Origin of the sequence: Virgibacillus salexigens, from assembly GCF_014905415.1 — a bacterium.
GTDB classification, from domain to species: Bacteria; Bacillota; Bacilli; order Bacillales; family Amphibacillaceae; genus Virgibacillus; species Virgibacillus salexigens.
In genome coordinates, this window is the sequence record NZ_BNEO01000070.1 from 1 (window position 1) to 337 (window position 337).

Genomic DNA, 337 nt, shown 5'->3' on the forward strand with positions numbered 1-337 from the left:
GTTACAAAAAATGAAAGGCATGAGTCCGATTTGATTGTGAACTCATGCCCAACAAATTTCCTAATCCGTGGAAAGTTGTACGAAGTATTAATTTACTATTTGTACTGGTAATTCTTTCACTCCAAACTCTAATGCATCATCTAAATCATTCATATAAACATCTAATCTATCTCCTGTAATTGCTCCACCCCTATCTTCGCAAGTAAATGTTTTGCCAAAATATGGTATGGAAATTTTGGTCCCAAAGGATAAGTCTGGCGGGCAAGCAACCGTTTGCCCTTCTTGTACTTCAGCACCTGAAGCTGTTATACCATAACCAGGGTCACCTGGTTCTTTC

At 38.6% G+C, this 337-nt stretch carries 1 protein-coding gene; it reads right to left on the reverse strand.

Going from position 1 to position 337, the window contains the following annotated elements:
* Positions 1-87 precede the first annotated feature (87 nt).
* Positions 88-337, reverse strand: a 250-nt coding sequence (locus JKP73_RS22275; protein WP_200411999.1) for a 3D domain-containing protein, incomplete at its 5' end; no start/stop codon positions are given.